This is a genomic window from Pseudomonas sp. SWI36 (assembly GCF_002948105.1).
GTDB classification, from domain to species: Bacteria; Pseudomonadota; Gammaproteobacteria; order Pseudomonadales; family Pseudomonadaceae; genus Aquipseudomonas; species Aquipseudomonas alloputida.
This window is the reverse complement of sequence record NZ_CP026675.1, coordinates 1,800,867-1,814,224: the sequence shown is the minus strand read 5'-3', so window position 1 is coordinate 1,814,224 and position 13,358 is coordinate 1,800,867. Positions and strand designations below refer to the sequence as shown.

Below are 13,358 nucleotides of genomic sequence, written 5' to 3'. Positions count from 1 at the left end.
CTGGCGCTGCTTGGCCATGGGTGAGTTCGAGCTGATCAACCATTACTTCGCCGCGGCGCCCTGTGCGCAGGGCGGCGAGGGCGTGGCGCTGGGTATCGGCGACGACTGCGCCCTGCTGGACCTTCCCCCCGGTGAGCAACTGGCGGTGTCGACCGACACCCTGGTCGCCGGGGTGCACTTTCCTGCTGTTTGCGATCCGTTGCTGCTTGGCCAGCGTTCGTTGGCTGTGGCGGCCAGTGACCTGGCAGCCATGGGCGCGACTGCAATCGGCTTCACCCTCGCACTGACCCTGCCTGACGTTGGCCCTGACTGGCTGGCGGCCTATGCCGACGGCCTTGGTCGCATGGCCCACCGTTGCCGCATGAGCCTGATCGGTGGTGACACCACGCGTGGCCCGTTGAGCATCACCGTGACCGTGTTTGGCCGCGTGCCGGCTGGCCAGGCCTTGCGCCGCAGCGGTGCAAGGCCGGGTGATCTGTTGTGTGTCGGTGGTTCGCTGGGCAAAGCCGCCGGTGCCTTGCCGCTGGTGCTGGGTGAGCGCGAGGCGCCTGCCGCGCAGGCCGAGCCGCTGCTGGCTCATTACTGGTCACCGATGCCGCAGCTCACCCTCGGGGCTCTGCTGCGTGGCAAGGCCACTGCGGCCCTGGACATTTCCGATGGCCTGCTCGCTGACTGCGGTCATATCGCCAAGGCCTCCGGCGTGGCGCTGGAGGTGAACCTGGCGCAGGTGCCAGTGTCTCCTGCCTTAGAGGCATTCCTCGGGCGCGAAGCGGCGTTGCAGGCAGCACTCACCGGTGGCGACGACTATGTACTGGCCTTCACCTTGCCGCCCGAAGCGCTGGCGCCCTTGGCTGGTCTCGGTTGCATCGAGGTACATATCATTGGTCGTGTGCTCGAAGGGCAGGGTGTGACCTTGCGCGACTCACAGGGCCAGGACATAACCCCCGTCCAGCGGGGCTATCAACACTTTAGGGAGAGACCGTGACCGATCACCCCAACCAGGTGCCTGCGGAGTTCGTTCCGCCTTCGGTCTGGCGCAACCCGTGGCACTTCATCGCCTTTGGCTTCGGTTCCGGCACTCTGCCCAAGGCCCCGGGTACCTGGGGCTCGCTGGTCGCCATACCGTTCATCCCCTTGTGGCAGCTGCTGCCCGACTGGGGCTACTGGTTGTTGCTCGGCGTGAGCATGCTGTTTGGCTTCTGGTTGTGCGGCAAAGTTGCCAATGATTTGCGCGTACACGACCATGAAGGCATTGTCTGGGACGAGATTGTCGGCATGTGGATCACCCTCTGGCTGGTGCCGGAGGGCTGGCAGTGGCTGTTGGCAGGGTTCCTGATGTTCCGCTTCTTCGACATCCTCAAACCGTGGCCGATTCGCTGGATCGACCGCCATGTGCACGGGGGCGTCGGCATCATGCTCGACGATATCCTGGCCGGCGTGTTTGCCTGGCTGGGCATGCAGGTTCTGGTGTGGGCGGTTGCCTGAAACAGGGAGTGCGTGAATGGCCTTAAGGACTGTACTGCTGGCAATGCTGCTGAGTATTGCCCCGTGGGTGACGGCTGCCGAGGGCATGCCGAAACAGATCCATCTGGTTAGCGAGGAGTGGCTCGACTACACCAACGCCGACGGTACCGGGGTGGCCTGGGATGTGCTGCGCAAAGTGTTCGAGCCGGCCGGAGTCAAGGTGGTTACCCAGAGCGCGCCCTACAGCCGGGCGGTTGGCCTGGTCAAACGCGGCGAGGCTGATGCCTGGGTCGGCTCGTACAAGGAAGAGAACGACGACAACCTGTACCCGCGCTGGCACTTCGACATGGACCATATCTATGCCCTGGGGCTGGCCAGCAAACCTGTGCCTACCCTGGAGACCATCGGCAAGTACCGGTTGGCCTGGGTGCGTGGTTATGATTACGGCAGCTACTTGCCCAATGTGCGCGAATTCCGCGAAATCCAGCGTCGCGAGGGCATTCTGCCGATGCTCGAGCATGACCGGGTGGACTACTACATCGACGCACTGACCGAGGTCGACTACGTGCTCGGGCAAACCTCTCACCCGGAGCGTTTCCGCCGTACCCATGTGGCCGAGTTGCCGTTGTACCTGGCCTTTGCCCGTAACGACCAGGCCAAGGCTCTGTGCGAACTGTTCGACAAGCGCATGAAGGAGCTGATACGTAGCGGCGAACTGAAGCCGATTTTCGAGCACTGGAAACAGCCCTATCCGTTCAGCGCGGACAGTCACCCACACTGAAGCCGAATACACCAAGGTATATCGCGGCCCTCTTGGGCTGCGGGCTTGGGGTTGAGCGATGGCTTTTAATAAGTATCGAACTTTTCGATCTTAAGCCACTGTATACAGCCAGCCCACATTCCCCAACCTGCTGATACAATCGGCCCACGAGAAATTTCCTACTTACTCCAGGAGCACAACGTGCCCGTCGTCTTTGTTGCCGCCTCAAAACTCCCGACGCCCTTCGCGACCTTCACCATGCATGGCTTTCTCGACGAAGCCACAGGCCGTGAGCATGTGGTGCTCAGCCTGGGTGATATCGCGGACGGCCAGCCGGTATTGGGGCGCCTGCATTCCGAGTGTCTGACCGGCGATGCACTGTTCAGCCAGCGTTGCGACTGCGGCTCGCAGTTGGAAGCCGCGCTGCAGGCCATCGCCCGCGAAGGCCGTGGGGTGCTGTTGTACCTGCGTCAGGAAGGCCGTGGCATCGGCCTGCTGAACAAGATCCGCGCCTACGAGCTGCAGGATGGCGGCGCCGACACCGTCGAAGCCAACGAGCGCCTGGGCTTCGCTGCCGACCAGCGTGACTACGCCATATGCCTGCCGATGCTCGAGCACCTGGGCGTCAAGTCGCTGCGCCTGATGACCAACAATCCGCGCAAGGTCAAGGCCCTGACCGACATGAACATCGTGGTTGCCGAGCGTGTGCCGCTGCACACCGGGCATAACCCGCACAACCGCTACTACCTGGCGACCAAGGCCGGCAAGTTGGGCCACATGCTGGGCAACGAACACCAGGGCGAGGTGCCCCAGGCGTGACCCGCGCCGAGGTCAAGCGGCGCCTGGCGCTGGCCTGGTGGCAGTACCTGGCGGTGGGCCTGGTGCCGCTGCCAGTCATGGCTTGGGCCTTTGGGGGCGGTGATGCACTGATCCCGGTGTTGGCCATGCCACTGTTCATCGCCGGTGCGGCCACCATGTTCCTCAGCCTGCCGCGCTTCGGTGCCTACAAGCGCGCACTAATTGCCACCTCAAAGGTGCTCGGCACGGGCGAAGAAGCCGCTGCCTGGATCGAACTGGCGCGGGTGCGGCGCATGGCCATGTTGTATGCCTGCTTCCCGGCTTGGGTCGCCGCATTGTCGGTGCTGGTCGGCCTGGAGGCAGTGCCGCAGATCCTCCTCGCAGTGTCTACCGTTGTAGTGCTGTACCTCTATCGCATTCCGCGCCAGCTGGGCTGATGCGACTGCTACCTGGCCTGCTGGCGTTGTTCGCCTGCACCGTACTGGCTGCAGAACCGCTACGTGTCGTCAGTCTGGCCCCCTCGATGAGCGAGATCATGCTTGAGCTGCAGGCCGACGACCTGCTGGTGGGCGTGCTCGATGGCGGCGACCGGCCGGCTGCGCTGCGCCACTTGCCTTCGGTCGGGCGCCAAGGGCAACTGGACATGGAGCGCCTGCTCAGCTTGCGCCCCGACCTGTTGCTGCTGTGGCCAGGCAGTGTGCCGCCGGCCCAGCGCGACCAACTCAAGCGCCTGGGTATCGCCACCTTCAGCGCCGAACCCCATGACATCAGCCAGCTGATCGAGCAGATCGAGGCCATTGCCGAGCGTGTCGGGCGTGCCGAGCAGGGCCATTCATACGCGCGAGCCCTGCGTGAGCGGCTGCAACAGCTGCGCCAGCAGTATCGGCGTGACGAACCCTTGCAGGTGTTTTATCAAGTCTGGGATCGGCCGTTGTACACGCTCGGTGGCCGTCAGGTGGTGAGCGACGCCCTGGCCGTGTGCGGGGCGCGCAATGTGTTCGCCGACCTTGGCCAGCCGGCGCCACAGGTGAATGTGGAGTCCGTGCTGCTGCGTAATCCGCAGGTCATCCTGGCAGCTGATGAGGCGCAACTGGCCAGCTGGAAGGCCTGGCCGCAGATTCGGGCGGTGGCTGATGGGCGTCTGCTGGTGGTCCCGGACAAAGGGCTGGAGCGCCCCAGCGGGCAGATGATCGAAGCCACCGCCCGCTTGTGTGCGTTGCTGGACGCTAAAGCGCCGGTGTCCAGGTGATGCTCAAGAGCACAGTGCGGCCCTCTTCGCGGTAAGGGTGATACGCACCCTCATAGCTGTAAAGGGCGCGGCTGTAGCTGCGGTCCAGCAGGTTATCCAGCTTGGCTTCGAGTTTCAGTTCGTCGCTAGCCGCCCAACTGCTGCGCAAACCCAGCAGACCATAGCCACCGATGCGGTTGCGGTTGGCCTCATCGTCATAACTGTTGCTGACCGCCTGCCAGCTGGCACCCACGCTGAAACGCCCGAACTCTCGGTCCAGGTCCAGGCTCAAGGTGCGGCGGGCGCGGCGGGCGAGAGTGTGGCCAGTGTCGCGGTCGCGTGGGTCGATCAGCGCCAGGCCAAGCTGGCTGTGCCAGGCGCCCCACTGCTGCGCCAGCGCCATTTCCACACCATTGATTCGTGCCGAGGCGACGTTACGGGGTATCGAGTTCTGGCCAAAGATGATCGCGTCGCGCAGGTCGGTGCGGTACAGCGAAGTCTCCAGCCGGCTCTCTGCAGTCAGCTGGCTGCGCCATTGCAGCTCGTAGCTTCTGGAGTGCTCTGGGTCCAGGTTCGGGTTGCTGAACTGTGGGTAATACAGGTCGTTGAACGTTGGCGCGCGGAAGCCTTCGCTGTAGGACAGCAGCACATCGTTGTTCGCGTTCAGCGGTACGGTCAGGCTGCCGCTCCAGGTGGTCTGGCCACCAAACTGCTGGTTGCGGTCATGGCGCACCCCCAGCTCAGTGGAAAACTGCTCGCCCCGGTAGCGGTGCTGGGCGAACACGGCACGGTTCCAGCGGCTGTCCTCAATGAAATCGGTAGTGCCGTGTACGCGGTCTTCGTACCAGTCGCCACCGATCAGTACGGTGTTGCGTTCGCCGAGGGCCAGGTCGTTCTGCCAGGTAGCCTGATCGCGGTAGGTGTTGAACACGAAGCGCTCAGCGCTGAGCTTGTCGCGTTTGTCGTCCCGGTTCTCGCTATGGGCCAGTTCAAGGCGTGAGTGCCAGGTTTCGGTGACCTGAACGTCAACGTAGCTGCCCAGGCTGCTGACACTGAAGTCGGTGTAGGGTTGTTGACCGAAGCTTTCGAAGGTGACGGGGTCGAAGCCGCCGAACGGGTTGTCGTACTCGCTGCGACCACGGCTGTCGAGCAGGTTCAAGCCGGCCTCGAAGCGCTCACTGAAGGTGTGGCTCAGGCTCAGGTTCAACGCCTTGTTGCGGTAGGCGTCGTGGTCACCATCGCTGGCGAAGGATGGCCCGGTCGAGTCGATACCGGCAGTTTCATCCAGGCTGGCGCCAAGGTTGAAGCGGGTCGAGTCGTTGCCGCCAGAAAACCCCAGGCTGCGTTGGAATGTCTGGTTGCTGCCGGCGGCCATGCGCAGGCGTGGCTGCAGGCCGGGGCCATTGCTGCGTCGGGTGAAGATCTGGATCACCCCGCCAATGGCATCGCTGCCGTACACCGCTGAGCGCGAGCCGCGCAGGACTTCGATGCGCTCGATCTGGTCGATGTCCAGAAACTGCAGGCCGCTGTCGCCCGAGGTGGCATTGGCGATGCGCACGCCATCGACCAGCACCAGGCTTTGCGCGGCCTTGGTGCCCCGGATAAAGATGCCCGGCAGGCTGCCACGGCCACCGGTAGGTGCCACTTGCACGCCCGGCACGCGGGAGAGCAAGTCGGTGACGCTGGAGGGTTGCAGGCGGTCGATGTCGGTGCGGGTGAAAACCGTGTTGGCAGCACTGGTGGCGGTACGCGATTCGACCTGGCGGCTGGCGCTGATCAGCACGTCGGGGAGTTTGAGGGCGTCGTCGCGCTCAGCGGCCAGAAGGAATGTAGGGGCACAGAGAATCGTGGTACAGGCTAATTTTTTCATGGGCAGTTCCAAAGTATTTCCACAGCACTGTGCTGTCCCCGTAGGAGCGGGTTTACCCGCGAAAGGGCCGGGCCTGCTGGCCAATTTTCACCCGCCGTTCACCGTTGTCGCCGCTACCGTATTCGCGGGTAAACCCGCTCCTACAGTGGGCACACATCGGTGATCGGGCGCAGCCCGTCGTAGGAGCGGGTTTACCCGCGAAAGGGCCGGTCCTGCTGGCCAATTTTCACCCGTCGTTCACCGTCGCCGCCGCTACCGTATTCGCGGGTAAACCCGCTCCTACAGTGGGCACACATCGGTGATCGGGCGCAGTCCGTCGTAGGAGCGGGTTCACCCGCGAAAGGGCCGGGCCTGCTGGCCAATTTTCACCCGCCGTTCACCGTCGTCGCCGCTACCGTATTCGCGGGTAAACCCGCTCCTACAGTTGGCACACATCGGTGATCGGGCGCAGGCCGTCGTAGGAGCGGGTTCACCCGCGAAAGGGCCGGTCCTGCTGGCCAATTTTCACCAGTCGTTCACCGTTGCCGGCGCTACCGTATTCGCGGGTAAACCCGCTCCTACAGTTGGCACACATCGGTGATCGGGCGCAGGCCGTCGTAGGAGCGGGTTCACCCGCGAAAGGGCCGGGCCTGCTGGCCAATTTCCACCAGCCGTTCACCGTTGCCGGCGCTACCGTATTCGCGGGTAAACCCGCTCCTACAGTGGGCACACATCGGTGATCGGGCGCAGTCCGTCGTAGGAGCGGGTTCACCCGCGAAAGGGCCGGTCCTGCTGGCCAATTCTCACCAGTCGTTCACCGTTGCCGCCGCTACCGTATTCGCGGGTAAACCCGCTCCTACAGTGGGCACACATCGGTGATCGGGCGCAGGCCGTCGTAGGAGCGGGTTCACCCGCGAAAGGGCCCTAGAGCCCGAGCCTGGCCATGCGGGCCTTCACCGAAGCCTCGATCCCGGCCGCATCCAGCCCGCATTCAGCCAGCATTTGCGCAGGCTTGGCATGCTCGACATAGATATCCGGCAGCCCCAGGTGCAGAAGCGGCTTGAGCACTGCCTGGCTGGCAAGGAACTCACCCACCGCAGCGCCCGCGCCACCCATGATGGCGTTCTCTTCGATGGTTACCAGCAGCTCATGGCTGCCTGCCAGCTCCAGCACCAGCGCCTCGTCCAGCGGCTTGACGAAGCGCATGTCGACCACCGTGGCGTTGATCTGTTCGGCCACTTGCATGGCCTCAGCCAGTTGTACGCCGAACACCAGCAGGGCCACTTTCTCGCCCTGGCGGCGGACCACGCCCTTGCCGATCTCCAGTGGTTGCAGGTCACCGCTGATCGGCGCATTCGGGCCGGTACCACGCGGGTACCGTACAGCGGCCGGGCCGTTGTACAAGTGGCCGGTGCTGAGCATCTTGCGCAGTTCGTTCTCGTCGCTGGGGGTCATCACCAGCATGCCCGGGATGCAGCGCAGGTACGACAGGTCGTAGCTGCCGGCGTGGGTCGGCCCATCCTCGCCGACCAGGCCGGCGCGGTCGATGGCGAACAGCACGTCGAGGTTCTGCACCGCCACGTCATGGATCAGCTGGTCGTAGGCACGCTGCAGGAAGGTGGAGTAGATCGCCACCACCGGCTTGCTGCCCTCGCAGGCCATGCCGGCCGCCAAGGTCACGGCATGTTGCTCTGCGATCGCAACGTCGAAGTAGCGCTCAGGGTAGCGCTCGCTGAAGTCGACCAGGTCCGAGCCTTCCTTCATTGCCGGGGTAATGCCCACCAGGCGGTTGTCGGCGGCGGCCATGTCGCACAGCCACTGGCCGAACACCGCGGAGTATTTCGGGCCGCTGGCTTTCTTCGGCGCGGCCGGCTTGTCGGCCGGCTCCAGCTTGGTGATGGCGTGGTAGCCGATCGGGTCAATCTCGGCAGGGGCGAAGCCTTTGCCCTTCTTGGTCACCACATGCAGGAACTGCGGGCCTTTCAGGTCACGCATGTTGCGCAGGGTGGCGATCATGGTGGGCAGGTCGTGGCCGTCGATCGGGCCGATGTAGTTCCAGCCCAGCTCTTCGAACAGCGTGCCTGGCACCAGCATGCCCTTGGCGTATTCCTCGGTGCGACGGGCAATTTCCCAGGCGCCTGGCAACCGCGACAGCACTTTCTTGCTGCCTTCGCGCATGCTCGCGTAGGTGCGGCTGGAGAGGATCTTGGCCAGGTAGTTGGACAGGCCGCCGACATTGCGCGAAATCGACATGTCGTTGTCGTTGAGGATCACCAGCATGTCGGCATTGACTTCCTGGGCGTGGTTCAACGCCTCGAATGCCATGCCGGCGGTCAGCGCGCCATCACCGATCACCGCGATCGACTTGCGTGCGCTGTTCTGCAGGCGGGCAGCAATGGCCATGCCCAGCGCGGCGCTGATCGAGGTGCTGGAGTGGCCAACGCCAAAGGTGTCGTACTCGCTTTCGCTGCGGCGCGGGAAGGCCGCGATGCCGTCCTTCTGGCGCAGGCTGAGCATGCGGTTACGGCGCCCGGTGAGGATCTTGTGCGGGTAGGCCTGGTGCCCCACGTCCCACACCAACCGGTCGTCCGGGGTGTCGAACACGTAGTGCAGGGCGATGGTCAGCTCGATGACGCCCAGACCGGCACCAAAATGCCCACCGGTCTGCCCAACGGTGTAGAGCAATTCCTGGCGCAGTTCGTCGGCCAGCGTTTCCAGGTCGGCTTCGGCCAACCGGCGCAGGCCGGCAGGCGTGTCAGCGCGGTCGAGCAACGGCGTGACCGGGCGTTCGCGGGGGATCTCTTGAAACGTCGTGGGCATCAGGCGAGTCGTTATAGGTGTGTGAAGACGCGGCAGTTTACCCCATTGTGGGAAAAGTGCCCATTCGACCACAGGTTACGCGGCCCCCTGTAGGAGCGGGTTTACCCGCGAATGCGTCGGCAAATTCAAGATCGCATTCGCGGGTAAACCCGACCCTACAGGGATAGGTGAAGCTGTTTAGTTACGGCGTTCGACAATATAACGCGCCAAGGCCCGCAGCGGCTCGGCCTTTTCGCCGAACCCTTGCAGTGCGGCCAGCGCCTGGTCGCGCAGTTCGATTGCATAGAGTTTGGCGGCTTCCAGCCCCAGCAGGGCCGGGTAGGTCGGTTTGTCACGCGCTATGTCTGCACCTTGGCGTTTGCCCAAGGTAGCAGTGTCGCTTTCCACGTCGAGGATGTCGTCCTGCACCTGGAATGCCAGGCCAATGGCCTGTGCATAAGTTTGCAGGGCATCCAGCTGCGCCGGTTCGGCACGGGCACTGGCCAGGGCGCCGAGGCGTACGCTGGCTTCGATCAGCGCGCCGGTCTTGTGCCGGTGCATGAACTCCAGCGCCTGCTGGTCCAGCTTCTGGCCCACCGAACCGAGATCGATGGCCTGGCCGCCAACCATGCCGGCCGGGCCGGCAGCTTTGGCCAGTACCTGAACCATGGCCAGGCGAATGCTGTCGATCTGAGGGCTCAGGCAAGGGTCGAGCAGGGCACTGAAAGCCAGGCTCTGCAAACCGTCGCCAGCAAGGATGGCGCACGCTTCGTCAAACGCCTTGTGGGTGGTCGGCTGGCCGCGACGCAGGTCGTCGTCGTCCATGGCCGGGAGGTCATCATGCACCAGCGAGTAAGCATGAATCAGCTCGACCGCGCAGGCTGCACCGTTGGCCTGCTCGGCGGGGGCGCCCAAGGCTTCGCAGGCCGCGTAGGCCAGCAACGGGCGCACGCGTTTGCCGCCGTTCATCACGCTGTAGCGCATGGCGGCGTAAAGGCGTTCCAGCTCTTTGCTCGGGGCGATGAACAGCGGTTCGAGGGCTGCGTCGACGCGCGCCTGGCAACTGGCCTGGTAGGTGCCAATCATGCTTCCGGCTCCGCGTCGAAGGGTTGGGCAGCCAGTTCGCCGTCGCGCTCCAGCAGAATTTGCACCTTCTGTTCGGCCTGGGCCAGGGCGCCCTGGCAGTCACGGGTCAGGGCGATGCCTTGTTCAAAGGCGGCCAGCGACTCTTCCAGCGACAACTCGCCGTTCTCCAGGCGCTCGACCAGTGCTTGCAGGTCTGCGAGGGATTGCTCGAAATCGAGGGAGGCTTTTTTGCGGGCCATGGCGACTGTCTCGGTGGCATTCAGAACGGCGCGACACTAGCAGAGCGGGGCGGGGGGAGCAAACTTCCGGCAACTGCATCGGCTGATGCAGACCGATGGAGGAGCGGCCCTATGTCGCGAAAGGGCCGCTCGCACAAGGACCGCAAAGCGTCCCGGTTCGGTGGATCAGGCCGGCTCTGCTTCCCGTTCCAGCATTGCCTCACGGTACCGCGCCAGCTCCTCGATGGTCAGCACCGGCAAATTGTACTGCCGTGCATATACCGCCACCTGCTCACCACGGGCCATGCTGCCATCGGGGTTCATCAGCTCGCACAAGACCGCTGCCGGGCGCAGGCCGGCCAGGCGCGCCAGGTCCACCGAACCTTCGGTATGCCCACGGCGGGTCAGCACCCCGCCATTGCGGGCGCGCAGCGGAAAAACATGCCCCGGGCTGACAATATGGCGCTGTTCGGCGCTGGAGCGCAGTGCTGCGCCAATGGTGGTGATGCGGTCCTGGGCGCTAACCCCGGTGGTGATACCTTCGGCCGCCTCGATCGTGACGGTGAAACCGGTGCCGTGGCGGGCCTGGTTGTTCTGCACCATGGGTGCCAGCTGCAGTTCGTCGACGGTGGCTTCGTCCAGGCACAGGCAGACGATGCCGCTGCAATCGCGAATCATCATGGCCATGGTCTGCAGCGAAATGTTCTCGGCGGCGGCAATGATGTCCGCTTCGTCCTCGCGGTCGTCATCGTCGAGCAACAGTACTGGGCGCCCGGCCTGGAAGGCGGCGATGGCGGCGGAAACATTGGGGAATTGCGCGTGGTGCTGGGTGAACATGAAACGCTCCTCGTGAATGATCGATGAACGTCTCGGGGCGAACAAAATGCGCGCGCAAGGGCGCCCGGATGGCCCCTGCATGACGCCTTCTTTCATCCGGACTATGACCGTCGGCTCTGGAGTTGCACCAGATCTGCTGACCCCCGACATGGTCGGGGCGCTCGCGGGCTCATCTTTCGATTTACCGCCGGTGGGGACTTACACCCCGCCCTGAAGACCGGCCAAGCATACAGCACAGTGCCACCCCAGTGGCAACCCGCGGTTCTACTACCTTCGGCGAGACTTGCAGCAGTAACCATCTACTCCTTTCTCACCTGCCGCAGCGCTTACCTTCGTGACGGTCACATTGGCAAACCAAGGAAACGAACCGTCATGTCCTCTCTCTATCCTTTTACCGATACCGATCTCCATCTCGCATTCAGAAAGGTCGTCGACACTTTGTTCGACAAGAAGCGCGACTACGTCGACGGCGTGCTCAAGCCCAAAATGCTCATCATTGCCGGTACACAAGGCTCGGGTAAGACGTACTTGCTGGAAAAAACGCTGCTGAAGAGCGGGCGCTACGACAATTATGTTCGCCTTTACGAAACCCATTTTCGTGAACTGCACCCTCATTATCGGGCGATGGAAGACAAAGGCGTGCTGCATGTCTATGAGCATACCGAGTCGTTCATCTGGCGCCTGGGGGCAATGATTTGCACGTATGCGATGGAAAACAAATACAACATCATCATGGAAACCGCGCTCGACAGCCCTCATTTCGCTGATTTTCCACCTGAAGCCGCCCGGCAGGGCTATCAGAGCGAGGTCCATCTGATTGCGTGTCAGAAAGAATTCAGCCACTGGTCGACCCTGGACCGTGTGGTCAACAGCGTTGGCAATCAGGAGATCGAGCGTGTGGTCAGCCTGACGCAGATCGAAGAGGCGCAAATCAATGGCAGGGCCATCATCGATGCTTTCGAAAACGCCTGTATCGAGGTGCCGGGTTCCGAAATCGTGATCTATCGACGTGGCCTGGAGACGGACAGGAATAGCCTGCCGGTCTGTCACAGCACCTGTCCTGAAAAAGGGCTCCTCGTGCCCCAGCAGACCTACCAGGGCAGGGCATTCTTCCGCGGAGCAGACCTGAAGATCAACTTCAAGGTCCAGCGCAGCCCCCAGGCCGATTTCCCCTGTTCCTATATTCAGTATGCGCAGGTGGTGCATGCCGGCCTGCTGGGTTTGAAACACCGTCGGACGATGGCCGAACTCAATTGCAAAACCCTCGGCCAGGCTCAGAAGCTGATGTCGCAGCTGCCTGTGGATGTCTACCGCGAACTGTGCCTGTACGTGCTCAAGTACGCGCAACCTTGAGTCGGACAGGCGCAGGGCTGGTCACTGGCCAGACATGCCTTCGATCACCCTGCGCAGGGAGGCGGCCAGCATGGGCCCATGCCCCAGACCGTCGAAGCGCTCATAGCGCACGTCGAGGCCTTTGATCGCGGCCAGATCTGCCGCCAGGCGGCGCGCAGGCAACTCGTCGTCCTCGTGCGGCGAACCATGCGGGTTGGCGGGCTCCTGCCCGCCGCGCATCAGCAGCAGGCGCGGGCGCGCCTCGCCCAGGCGTGAGGGAAGTCCTTGCGCCTCCCGGACAATCACGCCATCGCGCCACCACAGTGACGGGCTGGCAGCCGCGTAAAGGCAGAATTCGCCGGGGCGGGTAAACAGTGCGTGAAGCACGGCCAGGCCACCATAGGAGTGCCCCCACAGCGTCTGTCGTTGCGGATCGATCGGCGCCATAGCCGACACCATCGTGCGCATGCGCCCGGTCAAAAGTTCCAGGAACGCATCGACCCCGCCGCTGGGCTGGCCGGTCAGCGGATCACGCTGCTGCACCTGCTCCGGCAGCGCCGGGGTGTAGTCCAGCGTACGGCCGGCCCTGTCGATGCGCAGTTCGGTCCGATAACCCACCGCCACCAGCAGGGGCGCCTGGCCTGCGGCGAGCCTGTCCAGTTGTTGCTGATCCAGCGTCCCCAGTGCAGCATTCCCATCGAGCATCCACAGCACCGGGTACCCCGATGCCGGCGCTGGACGATTCGGCTTGCCAACCCACAGGCGGTAGTGACGCAGGCCATCGGCCGAGTCCAGATCAAACTGGCTGAAGTGATAGGCCAGGTCCTGGCGCCGTAGCACCGACGTGTCCATCTTCTGGTCATGCTCGGGCTGTGCCAGGACAAGAGGGGCCGCCAGGGCAAGTGCCAAGGCCAGCATCAGGTTCTTCTTGCTCATCAGGCGTCTCGTCAGGGCTTTGCATGGAGCGCAAGGCTTGAGCGCCCAGAT

General features: G+C 63.6%; 13 protein-coding genes and 1 riboswitch. Of the genes, 7 read left to right on the top strand and 6 right to left on the bottom strand.

All coding sequences use genetic code 11. From position 1 onward, the window contains the following. The first annotated feature begins 16 nt into the window (after nucleotides 1-16). The 6 genes from thiL (at nucleotide 17) to C4Q27_RS08820 (ending at nucleotide 4,271) form a co-directional block, all read left to right on the top strand. On the top strand, nucleotides 17-985 hold the full coding sequence (gene thiL / locus C4Q27_RS08845; protein ID WP_010951802.1) for a thiamine-phosphate kinase: 969 nt from the start codon (nucleotides 17-19) through the stop codon (nucleotides 983-985). Then, nucleotides 982-1,485 (top strand): phosphatidylglycerophosphatase A, encoded by a 504-nt coding sequence (locus C4Q27_RS08840; protein WP_010951803.1) that lies wholly within the window; start codon nucleotides 982-984, stop codon nucleotides 1,483-1,485. Before thiL ends, C4Q27_RS08840 begins: the two co-directional genes overlap by 4 nt. Nucleotides 1,486-1,501: 16 nt before the next feature. Next, nucleotides 1,502-2,245 (top strand): ABC transporter substrate-binding protein, encoded by a 744-nt coding sequence (locus C4Q27_RS08835; RefSeq protein ID WP_010951804.1) that lies wholly within the window; start codon nucleotides 1,502-1,504, stop codon nucleotides 2,243-2,245. A gap of 180 nt (nucleotides 2,246-2,425) precedes the next feature. Then, on the top strand, nucleotides 2,426-3,043 hold the full coding sequence (ribA, locus tag C4Q27_RS08830; protein ID WP_003255389.1) for a GTP cyclohydrolase II: 618 nt from the start codon (nucleotides 2,426-2,428) through the stop codon (nucleotides 3,041-3,043). Next, nucleotides 3,040-3,459 (top strand): hypothetical protein, encoded by a 420-nt coding sequence (locus tag C4Q27_RS08825; RefSeq protein ID WP_064492915.1) that lies wholly within the window; start codon nucleotides 3,040-3,042, stop codon nucleotides 3,457-3,459. Before ribA ends, C4Q27_RS08825 begins: the two co-directional genes overlap by 4 nt. Beyond that, on the top strand, nucleotides 3,459-4,271 hold the full coding sequence (locus C4Q27_RS08820) for a cobalamin-binding protein (RefSeq protein WP_104886757.1): 813 nt from the start codon (nucleotides 3,459-3,461) through the stop codon (nucleotides 4,269-4,271). The genes C4Q27_RS08825 and C4Q27_RS08820 overlap by 1 nt, the downstream gene beginning before the upstream one ends. Here C4Q27_RS08820 and C4Q27_RS08815 read toward each other — a convergent pair. From C4Q27_RS08815 to ribB, 5 genes are all read right to left on the bottom strand, one after another. Beyond that, nucleotides 4,249-6,120, bottom strand: a complete 1,872-nt coding sequence (locus C4Q27_RS08815) for a TonB-dependent receptor domain-containing protein (RefSeq protein WP_104886756.1) — start codon at nucleotides 6,118-6,120, stop codon at nucleotides 4,249-4,251. The genes C4Q27_RS08820 and C4Q27_RS08815 overlap by 23 nt on opposite strands. A 903-nt stretch (nucleotides 6,121-7,023) precedes the next feature. Beyond that, nucleotides 7,024-8,919 carry a 1-deoxy-D-xylulose-5-phosphate synthase gene (dxs, locus tag C4Q27_RS08805; RefSeq protein WP_010951809.1) on the bottom strand — a complete coding sequence of 632 codons (1,896 nt, stop codon included), beginning with the start codon at nucleotides 8,917-8,919 and terminating at the stop codon, nucleotides 7,024-7,026. 177 nt (nucleotides 8,920-9,096) lie between these two features. Beyond that, nucleotides 9,097-9,984, bottom strand: a complete 888-nt coding sequence (gene ispA, locus C4Q27_RS08800) for a (2E,6E)-farnesyl diphosphate synthase (protein ID WP_020192445.1) — start codon at nucleotides 9,982-9,984, stop codon at nucleotides 9,097-9,099. Continuing rightward, nucleotides 9,981-10,223, bottom strand: coding sequence for an exodeoxyribonuclease VII small subunit (locus C4Q27_RS08795; RefSeq protein ID WP_003255380.1), 243 nt, complete (start codon nucleotides 10,221-10,223; stop codon nucleotides 9,981-9,983). The genes ispA and C4Q27_RS08795 overlap by 4 nt, the downstream gene beginning before the upstream one ends. Before the next feature lie 165 nt (nucleotides 10,224-10,388). Further along, entirely contained in the window at nucleotides 10,389-11,039 is a 651-nt protein-coding gene (gene ribB, locus C4Q27_RS08790; RefSeq protein ID WP_020192444.1) for a 3,4-dihydroxy-2-butanone-4-phosphate synthase, read from the bottom strand. A gap of 80 nt (nucleotides 11,040-11,119) precedes the next feature. Next, nucleotides 11,120-11,261: riboswitch (FMN riboswitch) on the bottom strand. A 150-nt stretch (nucleotides 11,262-11,411) separates the two neighbouring features. On the opposite strand from ribB, the gene C4Q27_RS08785 reads away from it, so the two are divergent. Further along, nucleotides 11,412-12,392 carry a zeta toxin family protein gene (locus C4Q27_RS08785; protein WP_064492920.1) on the top strand — a complete coding sequence of 327 codons (981 nt, stop codon included), beginning with the start codon at nucleotides 11,412-11,414 and terminating at the stop codon, nucleotides 12,390-12,392. A gap of 21 nt (nucleotides 12,393-12,413) precedes the next feature. Here the strand turns inward: C4Q27_RS08785 and C4Q27_RS08780 are convergent, their stop codons facing one another. Further along, nucleotides 12,414-13,307, bottom strand: a complete 894-nt coding sequence (locus C4Q27_RS08780) for an alpha/beta hydrolase (RefSeq protein ID WP_104886755.1) — start codon at nucleotides 13,305-13,307, stop codon at nucleotides 12,414-12,416. Nucleotides 13,308-13,358: the final 51 nt, after the last annotated feature.

Coding starts and splice junctions, on each gene's coding strand:
- thiL (WP_010951802.1), top strand. CDS start 17: ATGGGTGAGTTCGAGCTGATCAACCATTACTTCGCCGCGGCGCCCTGT.
- C4Q27_RS08835 (WP_010951804.1), top strand. CDS start 1,502: ATGGCCTTAAGGACTGTACTGCTGGCAATGCTGCTGAGTATTGCCCCG.
- C4Q27_RS08820 (WP_104886757.1), top strand. CDS start 3,459: ATGCGACTGCTACCTGGCCTGCTGGCGTTGTTCGCCTGCACCGTACTG.
- C4Q27_RS08815 (WP_104886756.1), bottom strand. CDS start 6,120: ATGAAAAAATTAGCCTGTACCACGATTCTCTGTGCCCCTACATTCCTT.
- dxs (WP_010951809.1), bottom strand. CDS start 8,919: ATGCCCACGACGTTTCAAGAGATCCCCCGCGAACGCCCGGTCACGCCG.
- ispA (WP_020192445.1), bottom strand. CDS start 9,984: ATGATTGGCACCTACCAGGCCAGTTGCCAGGCGCGCGTCGACGCAGCC.
- C4Q27_RS08795 (WP_003255380.1), bottom strand. CDS start 10,223: ATGGCCCGCAAAAAAGCCTCCCTCGATTTCGAGCAATCCCTCGCAGAC.
- ribB (WP_020192444.1), bottom strand. CDS start 11,039: ATGTTCACCCAGCACCACGCGCAATTCCCCAATGTTTCCGCCGCCATC.
- C4Q27_RS08785 (WP_064492920.1), top strand. CDS start 11,412: ATGTCCTCTCTCTATCCTTTTACCGATACCGATCTCCATCTCGCATTC.
- C4Q27_RS08780 (WP_104886755.1), bottom strand. CDS start 13,307: ATGAGCAAGAAGAACCTGATGCTGGCCTTGGCACTTGCCCTGGCGGCC.